9 protein-coding genes are annotated in these 9,595 nt (G+C 31.8%); 8 read left to right on the top strand and 1 reads right to left on the bottom strand.

Going from position 1 to position 9,595, the window contains the following annotated elements; genetic code table 11:
- Positions 1-31 precede the first annotated feature (31 nt).
- Positions 32-604 (bottom strand): hypothetical protein, encoded by a 573-nt coding sequence (locus N456_RS12520; RefSeq protein WP_062057431.1) that lies wholly within the window; start codon positions 602-604, stop codon positions 32-34.
- A gap of 73 nt (positions 605-677) precedes the next feature.
- Between N456_RS12520 and N456_RS12515 the strand changes: the two genes are divergently transcribed.
- From N456_RS12515 to N456_RS12480, 8 genes are all read left to right on the top strand, one after another.
- Positions 678-1,181, top strand: coding sequence for a hypothetical protein (locus N456_RS12515; RefSeq protein ID WP_062057428.1), 504 nt, complete (start codon positions 678-680; stop codon positions 1,179-1,181).
- The gene (locus tag N456_RS12510) at positions 1,174-1,788 is read left to right on the top strand and encodes a hypothetical protein (protein WP_062057425.1); all 615 of its coding nucleotides are present in this window, start codon (positions 1,174-1,176) and stop codon (positions 1,786-1,788) included. Before N456_RS12515 ends, N456_RS12510 begins: the two co-directional genes overlap by 8 nt.
- Positions 1,785-2,309 (top strand): hypothetical protein, encoded by a 525-nt coding sequence (locus tag N456_RS12505; protein ID WP_062057422.1) that lies wholly within the window; start codon positions 1,785-1,787, stop codon positions 2,307-2,309. Before N456_RS12510 ends, N456_RS12505 begins: the two co-directional genes overlap by 4 nt.
- 19 nt (positions 2,310-2,328) lie before the next feature.
- Positions 2,329-3,768: a hypothetical protein gene (locus N456_RS12500; RefSeq protein ID WP_062057419.1), complete on the top strand. Its 1,440-nt coding sequence runs from the start codon at positions 2,329-2,331 to the stop codon at positions 3,766-3,768.
- A 138-nt stretch (positions 3,769-3,906) separates the two neighbouring features.
- A complete protein-coding gene (locus tag N456_RS12495; protein ID WP_062057416.1) occupies positions 3,907-4,527 on the top strand; it encodes a hypothetical protein in 621 nt (206 codons plus the stop codon).
- Positions 4,528-4,529: 2 nt separating this feature from the next.
- Positions 4,530-5,060 carry a hypothetical protein gene (locus tag N456_RS12490; protein ID WP_062057412.1) on the top strand — a complete coding sequence of 177 codons (531 nt, stop codon included), beginning with the start codon at positions 4,530-4,532 and terminating at the stop codon, positions 5,058-5,060.
- The gene (locus tag N456_RS12485; protein WP_148639312.1) at positions 5,057-7,267 is read left to right on the top strand and encodes a hypothetical protein; all 2,211 of its coding nucleotides are present in this window, start codon (positions 5,057-5,059) and stop codon (positions 7,265-7,267) included. The genes N456_RS12490 and N456_RS12485 overlap by 4 nt, the downstream gene beginning before the upstream one ends.
- Positions 7,268-9,592: a hypothetical protein gene (locus tag N456_RS12480; protein ID WP_062057409.1), complete on the top strand. Its 2,325-nt coding sequence runs from the start codon at positions 7,268-7,270 to the stop codon at positions 9,590-9,592. It begins immediately after the preceding gene.
- Positions 9,593-9,595: the final 3 nt, after the last annotated feature.

The raw sequence follows: 9,595 nt of genomic DNA, 5'->3' as shown, positions 1-9,595 counted from the left end.
TTTAAAAAAAATCATTTAACCTTAACTTTTTCTAAAATCTATGCTCTTTAGAATTAGCCATTTTGATAATCATTTCTTGTATCATTTGCTCTCTTGTTGTTTTTGGTTGTTTAGCCATAAGAGGGTTATTTTGTCTATTGGTAGGGATTTTTTTTTCACCAGATAAGTATTGATAAAAGTGACGAACGATGGTTTGTGCTTTTTGAGTTAGTCTATATATCTGACGACTTCTTGCTGTATCTGGTCTAAAGACTTCTACCATTTCCTTTTTGATAAGTGTATCGATTCTACGATAACTAAATGTAAGAGGATATTCTTTAAAATCATACCATGAGAACAATTTTTTTGGGTACAAAAAGAAAAGTATTTCTAGTAGTCGATTATCAATATTGTGCTTATGCTGCATATACATTCTTACTATTAAATAATATTCTAAGAAATTATAATTTTCTGATATTCTAATGATTTTCCGATTATACTTCTTACAAGAATTATCGTTTTCCACTCTTATATTTTCAGTTAATAGTGCTTTCCTTGTTTTAACAGTTACAGCATTAGAGCTATGTATTTTCTCTATGTTTCTAGGGTTCTTCTTGTTTTTCATGGCTCAAATATAGTATTTGTTTTTAATAGATAAAAACTATAGATTTGTAATTATAAATAGCAAAAAACTATTAATGAACTCAATCATTGTTTTTTTTACTCGGTTTAATCTAAAAAAAGCATTCCTCCTTTTTATTTCTCCATTATTGGTAATATGTCGTGATTATGAAACAATGATTTTTGGCTTAATATCTATTATGATAATCAATCTCCGTACTGGTATTAAAGTGTATTGTAAAGAAAATTATTGCAAAATTTCGATTTTAAAACCTAAAACTTGGGAACATCTAAAAAGCATAGGGCTACGTAAAACAATGTCTAAACTGAAAGATTATATTCTTGTTATTATAGCCTTCTTTTTCTTTGAGAACTATCTTCTTAAATCCCCTCTTGATATTTTTAGATATAATGGTACTGAGCTAATTATAGTAACATTAGGATTGATTGAGGTTTGGAGTATTGGGGAAAACTTCAAAAAATTACGAGGGTATAACATTTTTGAATATATCAAAAATCTAATTATAAAACGTGATGTGCAAACTGTCATAAAAGATATAACTGATGAAACGGATGAATAAATATAATTTTGTAAATGAAATTGATAGACAATTATTCTATCAATCGTATCGAACTTATTTCGGGAAGATTAGAATGAATAAAACTGTTTATACGATTAATGCTATTTTAGAGAGGTCAGAATATTTTCATATTGCAATACCTAAACTCGCTTATATTTTTGCAACTGCATTACATGAAGCTCGACACGCAAAATACAAATATGATTTCTATCCTATAGTAGAACGTGGTGGATGGAATTATATCGTAAACCAGTATTGGCATAATAGTAAAGTACGCAGATGGCTAGGCAATGATACTATTAATGAAGCATACTTGTATAGAGGTCGAGGGCTTGTGCAATTGACTGGGGAAACAAATTATGGACGGTTTAATTTACAAGATACTCCAGAAAAAGCACTAGAAAGTAAAACAGCTGTGCGGATTCTTTTTATAGGTATGCAAAGAGGTATGTTTACAGGAAAAGCATTACATCATTACCTCAATCCCAATACAAAAGATTATTACAATGCTAGACGAATTATCAATGGAACTGATAAAGCTACTCGCATAGCTAAAAATGCCGAATTATTTGAAACGATACTAACCGAATCTAACATCGTAAAATGAGAGTTGAAGATTATAAAAAAGATCACATAATAACTGATAAGGATGAGTTTTTTGGTAGTGATGGAGATAATAAAAAGAAAACAGTAAATTTTTCTGCTACTGCGATTGCAAAGTATGTTAAAGAAAAAATTGGATTAAATCAAAATAATAAAGTAAAAGTGGTTATTCTATCTGAATCAGAATTATCATCTAATTCTCCAGAAGGGTTATCCAAATGGATTAATACACGATCTGAGTCATTGATTGTAAAAGAAGATGAGTTGGTGTTTTTTGAAATTGAAGGAGTAAGGAAACTATCTCAAAATTTTCTAGCATTATTTATCAATACGACTGCTGATATTGAAGCTACAACATTATATTTTGAGGGGGATGGAAAATTTCCTACTCAGGGTGATTATGTTTTTTATGATAGTATAGGTAAAGATGCTACTATTGATTTTCGAGGTTATTTTTATTACAATCCATCTACTAAGATTGGATTTATTACTGATAATAAAGGTCGTGTTCAATTCCCTAGGTAAAAATATTATACAAAAATTAATGAAAAAGATTTTTATATTTAAAACTGGCAAAGGTATATATGGTAAAGATCAAAAAAAGACAATACCAGATGATTTTTATGAAATACCTATCTCAGAGGTGGTTAAATTTCCTGAATACTCATTACGTTTTTTAAGAAATAGTTTATCATTATTACGTAATGGTAAAGTTATTTCTTCTGAAGATTTATCGGTACTCTTAGATGATAGTAATCTTGCTAGACTTGTATCGGGGATATTAGACAAAAAGGGGATTGCTACTTTTAAAAGAAATGACAATACTACTTTTACCGTAGATTTTAGTAGTTTGATTATTGCTAATTCTTCTACAGGTCTTGAAGCTATAGACGAAGGAAAGGGTATTGGTTATCGCTTAAAGGGAAGAAATTCTAATTTTCATGGAGATATTGGTGAAAAAGGAATTGATATGTCTTTTGGGAATTCACAAGCTTTATACGCAGGTGCATTTGGTAAATACTCAATGGCAATAGGTCAAAGACCTTGGGCACAAGGAAACGGATCTTTTGCTTTTGGAGGTAGTTCTACGAAACCTATATGGGCAAAAGGTATTTCTTCTTTTGCTTTTGGAAATCATGAAGGAGTAACAGGGAATGTGTATGCAGAAGGTAATTATTCTTTTGTTTTTGGAACATCTGGGAATACAAGCAATAGCAATCATATTGCCGTAGGTGATCACTCTTTTGCTTTTGGTAATTCTAATAAAGCAAAAGGAAGTTATTCTATGGCATTTGGACATAATGTTAACGCAAACTCTCTACATGAAATTAACATAGGCTCATATGGAAGTTCCGTAAAAGGAAACCCTACTAAATGGATAGCGACTGATAGAATTTTTAATATTGCAAATGGAGAAGGTACTAAGGGGAGTTTAAGAAGTGATGCGTTTACCATTTTAAAAAATGGTACAATTATCGCCCCTTCTTTAGATATTAATAAAATCAATCTTGCAGGAAAGAAAGCATTAGCGAATAAGGAATTTGTCGAGTCTTTAATAAAAAATGAAGTTAATCAAAATTTGGATTATTCGGGTTCAACAGGAATGATTTCTATTTCAGATGGAAATACGGTTACATTGCATGATGGCGATGTTCCTTGGATAACATCAAACACTCTTAATGAAAATTATACTGGTATAGTACAGTATAACAGAAAACGAGGAATAGTTACTCTTAAAGGAGGATTTACAAGATTAACCCCTTTAAAAACTATTGATGATACAAATATCTATACTTTACCTGATGGGTTTAGACCTACTGGACAAGTAAGATATGCATTAGCTTATCCAATAGGAGGTGCTACGGGTTCTCCTACAGACCCATCAAGAGCTACTATTTGGATTCAACCAGATGGGAAAATAAGAATTATTAATATAGACGATCTAAATAAAGGCTATGTTTTTGATCTGGTAATTATCCCATAATCTATTAATTTAAAGAAGACACCTAATCCATACTATCATTATCTAAGTAATAATGATACAGTATGATTTAATCTTTTTGATTTTAAGATAGCGAACACATATAGGATTTAAAGTTGAATTTAATTTTTACAAAACAAAATGCGGGGAATACATGAATTTATAATTGAGGTAAAAGAGCCACTAGTACACAAACAAAAACTAGGTAATACAGAAATTTATATTGATCCGTTTTTTGACCAAACTAGGCATACGAACAGAATTGGTAAAGTAATATCGTCTCCTATAGCTTTAGATACAGATATTGATGTTGGTGATGAGGTTTTAATAGTACACACTGTATTGATGTCTCAAATATATAGAGGACAACGTGCGGATAGTATTTATTTACTTGATAAGGAACGAGGTTATTATAGATTAGAAAATAGTCTAATTATCATGTATAGAAAAAACCATAAATCCATATGGAAATGTAATGATATCAATGTGATGGTAACGCCAATAAAAGCTAAAAAATCCGATTATAAAATAGGAGACTTAATATTACCTGACAACTTTTATAATACAAAAATAGAATGTAATACTCATGGCTATTTAAAACAATATGGAATAGTTACTTTTTTAAACAAAGATATTGAAAAACAAGGTGTTAATATTGGGGATACTATCTTTTTTACTGCTTATAGTGATTACGAGTTTAGAGTTGATGGACAGATCTTGTATTGTATGGATAATCGGGATATTCTGGCGGTAATACAATAGATTTGGCAAGCGAAAAATCAATCTCATATTATAAAGATACCTTACCTGAGTTAGTGGAACAACTCAAAGATATGGTAGAAAATAATTTGGAAATTGTAGGTAGAAATATTGATCCATTACTTAGTGATAGTAAGATTAAAAGCGCACTAGAAAGTAGACGTATTGCTACGGAAGATGTTATCTGGGCTTGTAAGGAAGTTGATAGAATGGAGTTTGAACTAAATGATATTGATGAACAAGAACAAAATAAGTATTTAGAACAATCTTATTATAGAAGGATTATCCCCCGATTGATAAAGGAAATCAAAGGAATGGTAGAAAACAATCTAGGGATAGTTGGTAAGGAAATTATAGGGCTTACGGATGATAAATTAAAGTTAGCCTTATCATCTAGAAAAATGGCTGCGGAGGACGCTGTATGGGCATCTAAACAAGTGGACACTTTAGAAAAAGACTTGACAGGGAAAAACAAGGCAGACGAAGCGGAGCAAAAGGTTCAGAATTGGACTAAACGCAAAGCAAGTAAAAAGTGATTCATTATTTAGGAAATATAGTTGAGGACATAGTTCCTAAACGAATAATAAAAAAGCGTAATAAAGTATGCTCATGGTCGTATGGATATAATTCAGAATACGACCTTGTGATAATTAGTAAAGATGGTACATTAGGTACAATTGTAAATATTGAGGGAGTCACTATTGGTCTTCCTACTGTTCCTGATGATGAAACGGAAATTCTTAATTATGATGTTCCTAAATATAATCAAAAATGGAAACGTAATACACTCCCCGAAGGTCTTAACGAAGAAACTCAATATGATAAAAGGTTTGTGAATTTTATTGAAAAAGAATGGGAAAGACGTGAAAAAGGTGTCTTTGTTTATCTTAATGGAGAAATAGTTTACCTCACAGGGACATCATATTTTATATATAATTGGGTTGTTTTGGATGAAGGGTATCCTAAATTTAGAGTTATTCAGAATGAACTTCTAATATATTGGGAAGCCTGTAAAGCTGATGAACGTTGTTATGGTATTTGTTACGTGAAAAATAGACGTTTCGGATGGTCTTCTCTTTGTTTTGGTGAACAAATAGAAAGTGGTACACGAACAGAAAATAGCCTTTGTGGGATTATATCTAAAACTGGAGAAGATGCTAAATCTATGTTTAATAGACTTGTTAGAGCGTTTAAGAAACTTCCTCCTTTTTTTACTCCTATTTGGGATGGTACGACAACGCCAAAAAGGGAGTTAGTTCTATCTGAACCTACCCGAAAGAAATCAGCAAATAAAACCCCTTCAGAAAACAATGGATTAGATACTTTAATAAAATGGTATTCTACTGTACTTAATGCTATGGATGGGGAGCGTGTATTCCGTAGCGCACTTGATGAGGTTGGAAAATTCCCTAAAGAAACTCCATTTGATAAGTATTGGTCAATTGTCAAAACGTCACACAGGATCGGAGCACGAATAATTGGCAAAACAATGTGTGGTAGCACTTGTAATTCACTTCAAAAAGGAGGTTTAGAGTTTAAAAATGTGTACTACCAAAGTGACCCATATATTCGTAGTAAAAATGAACAAACGCAAAGCGGATTATATAAATTATTTATACCTGCCCAATATTGTATTGAAGGGTTCTTTGATGAGTATGGTTTTAGTATCGTTGATGATCCCGAAAAATCAATTAGAAATGAGTTTGGAGAACTAAAAACTATTGGAGCTAATACTTATCTAAATAATGAACTAGAAGCCTTAGAAGATCAACCAGAAGAATATAATGAGTTTTTGAGACAGTTTCCTAGAAAAGAAGAACATGCTTTTAGAGATGAATCTGGTGATTGTCGTTTTGATCTAACAAAAATTTACGAACAATTAGACTATAACGATCATGAACTTCCTGAAAGCACAGTTCAAAGCGGTAATTTCTATTGGAAAAATGGAGTAAAAGATGGAGAAGTATTTTGGACTCCATCTAAAGAAGGGCGGTTTTTATTGACTTGGCATCCCCCAGAAGAAATACGTAATAAATTTGAATGGAAAACAAATCATGGGGTATATGCCAGATCACCAATAGCAGAAAATATTGGTGCTTTTGGTTGTGATCCTTACAATCGTAGTCAAACTGTAAAAAAAGAAGGGTCTAAAGGCTCTATTCATCTTTCTACAAAATTCAATTTTACAGGTGCGCCTAGTAATGAATTCATTGTAGAATATATTGATCGACCTGAAAAAGTAGAGTACTTTTTTGAAGATATGATTATGGTAATGCGGTATTACTCCATGCCAGTATTAATAGAGCTTTCTAATGAGAATTTTTTACGGTATTTATTAGAGAGAGGGTATAGACATTTTTGTATGAATAGACCCGATGTTCAATGGAAAGATTTATCCCCTACTGAGAAAGAATTTGGAGGAATCCCTGCTCAGGGAAATAAGGTAGCAGATGCGCAATTTTACGCCATTGAAGCATACATAAATGATTATGTAGGAGTAGCAAGAAATGATACTACAAGAACTAAAGGTGCTATGGGTATAATGCCGTTTACAAGAACATTACTTCATTGGAAAGATGTTGATCCAGATAATAGAACAAAATATGATGCTTATATAAGTGCTAGTCTTTCTCTCTTGGCAAATCAAAAAGTCATCAAGAAACAAACAAAAACAAAAACAAAAAGAAAGCTTCGTGTTTCTACCTATCAGAATACCGGTTATCAAAGTAAACTAATACAGTAAATGTTAGAAAAAAGAAAGAAAAATTATTTTCCTGATCCTCTAGAACTTGATGAGGTAAAAAAAACTAAAGTATATGGTTTACAAGTAGCAAAAGCTATCGGAGAAGACTGGTTTAATGGTGGTTACATTTCTAATGATTGTAACTTTGCTAATAGAAGAACAAAGATTAAAAACAATCGTCTCTATTCTAGAGGTCGTCAGGATATCTCTACGTATAAGAAATTACTTGAAGATCTTAATTTTATGAATGTTGACTGGACTCCTCTGAATATTGCTGGTAAGTTTATAGATATTGTAACTAATGGTATTAGAGAAGATCTATATCGAACAGATATTTCTGCTATAGATCGTATTGCAACATTAGATAAAAAAAAATATAAGGAGAAGTTGCAAAAATATATGCGTACTAAAAGTATGTTAGAAAAAACAAAACAAACACTTGGTATAGATCTAGTTCCAAAAGGTTTCATTCCACAAGATGACGAAGAACTGGATATGCACATGAGTCTTGATTATAAACCAAAAATAGAGATAGCAGAAGAAGAACTTATTACATATGTAAAACTCTGTAATGATTGGAAAGTAACTAAGTCGATGGTGGATCGTGATTTGGTTGAAAATGCTTTAGGTTCAGTACGCTGTTATACCGAGAAAACTAATGGTGTAGTATTAAAATATGTAGACATTGAAAATTATCTCCATTCCTATACTCAAAGAACAGATTTTAGTGATTGTCACTATCATGGAGTAGTTGAGAAGCTAACAATTTCTGAGATCAAACGAGTATCAGGATTTGATGATATGACATTAAGAAGAATAGCACAAGCATATTCGTCCTTAAACGGGAATGCTACTTATGACATTTCAGATTTTGATCATATAGAAATAAATGAAGTTTTAGATTTGAAAGTATCTGTATTGTACTATACGTATAAAACTTCTAAAACTATTACTTCTAAAAAAGAAAGTAAAGTATTAGACACTTGGTATGAAGGTAGCTATATTATAGGTTCAGAATATATCTACAATTATAAAGAATGTGAAATTTTATCTCGTGATTCTTTAAATCGAGCTTTACCGCCCTTTATCACTTTTGCAAGTGATATATATAAAAATGATTTGCATTCATTGTCTGAACGAATGCAACCTACCATTGAACAAATGCAACGGATTCATTTAAAAATTCAGCAATTAGTAGCAATGATACGACCTGATGAAACAGAGATTGATATTGATTTGTTAGCAGAACTTGAAAGCAAAACTGGTAAAAAACTGACATGGGAAGACGCAATTGCGCTTTATAATTCTAAAGGTATTGTTCTTTCTACTCGTGTCGATATGGGTGAAGAAGGAATTAAAGACAGACCTGCATTAAGAGTACCGACACAAATGCAATCAGGAAAACTAGAACAACTAACTCGTGTATGGGTTCATTATTATAATATGATTCGTGATTTAACAGGAGTAAACGCAGCTCGGGATGGGAGTCAGCCAAGCGATGTATTGGTCGGAGTTCAAAAAATGCAATTACTCCAATCCAACACAGCTACGCAAGGAATATTTGATGCTTCATTAGAAATAACGAGAAAAACAGTAGAAACAATATCAACCCGTTTAGGAGATGTATTTAGATGGGGTAAAGAACTTAAAGAAGTCTATAAAAATGCTGTTGGCACTCATAATCTTGATGTCATAGAGTCTTTAGATGATAGACATGTCCATGAGTTTGGTTTTGTTATTCAGCTATTACCCACAGAAACAGAAATACAAGAATTTAAAGAAAGCCTTAACATAGCACTACAAGAAGGGAGTATTAAAGTTGATGATAAAGTAAAGGCAGAACGTATTGCCAAAATGAATATTAAACAGGCTGAAACGTTTTTAACTTATAGAAGAAAAAAGAATCTCGAAGAAGAAAAACAAGCAAGACAAGAAGAAATCCAAGCGCAATCTCAAAGTAATGCCCAAGCAGCACAACAGGCAGAAGAAGCAAAAAGACAAACATTGCAACAAGAATCAGAGGTTCGTATTATGGAATATAAACAATTGGCAATCATAGATGTAATGAAACAAAAGGAGCTTAATAAAGTGAACGAACCCATGAAAGAACGAGAATATGAGATTGATGTATTTATAGAAAAACTGAAATCGTCTGGGCGTATTGATGAGAATATATTTAAGGAAGACAGAAAAGATTCACGACAAAAGATGTCGGATACGCATACAAGCAAAATGATTGAACAACGAAAAAAAGAAACTTCAGCTATTAATTTTGAGAATGGAGAAGGTATTAATGATACTATTCCTTATTTCTCTAATAGCTAAATT

This window comes from Aquimarina longa SW024 (genome assembly GCF_001401755.1).
In the GTDB taxonomy this organism is placed as follows: Bacteria; Bacteroidota; Bacteroidia; order Flavobacteriales; family Flavobacteriaceae; genus Aquimarina; species Aquimarina longa.
The sequence above is the reverse complement of the archived record's forward strand: the minus strand, read 5'-3'. Positions and strand labels throughout refer to the sequence as shown.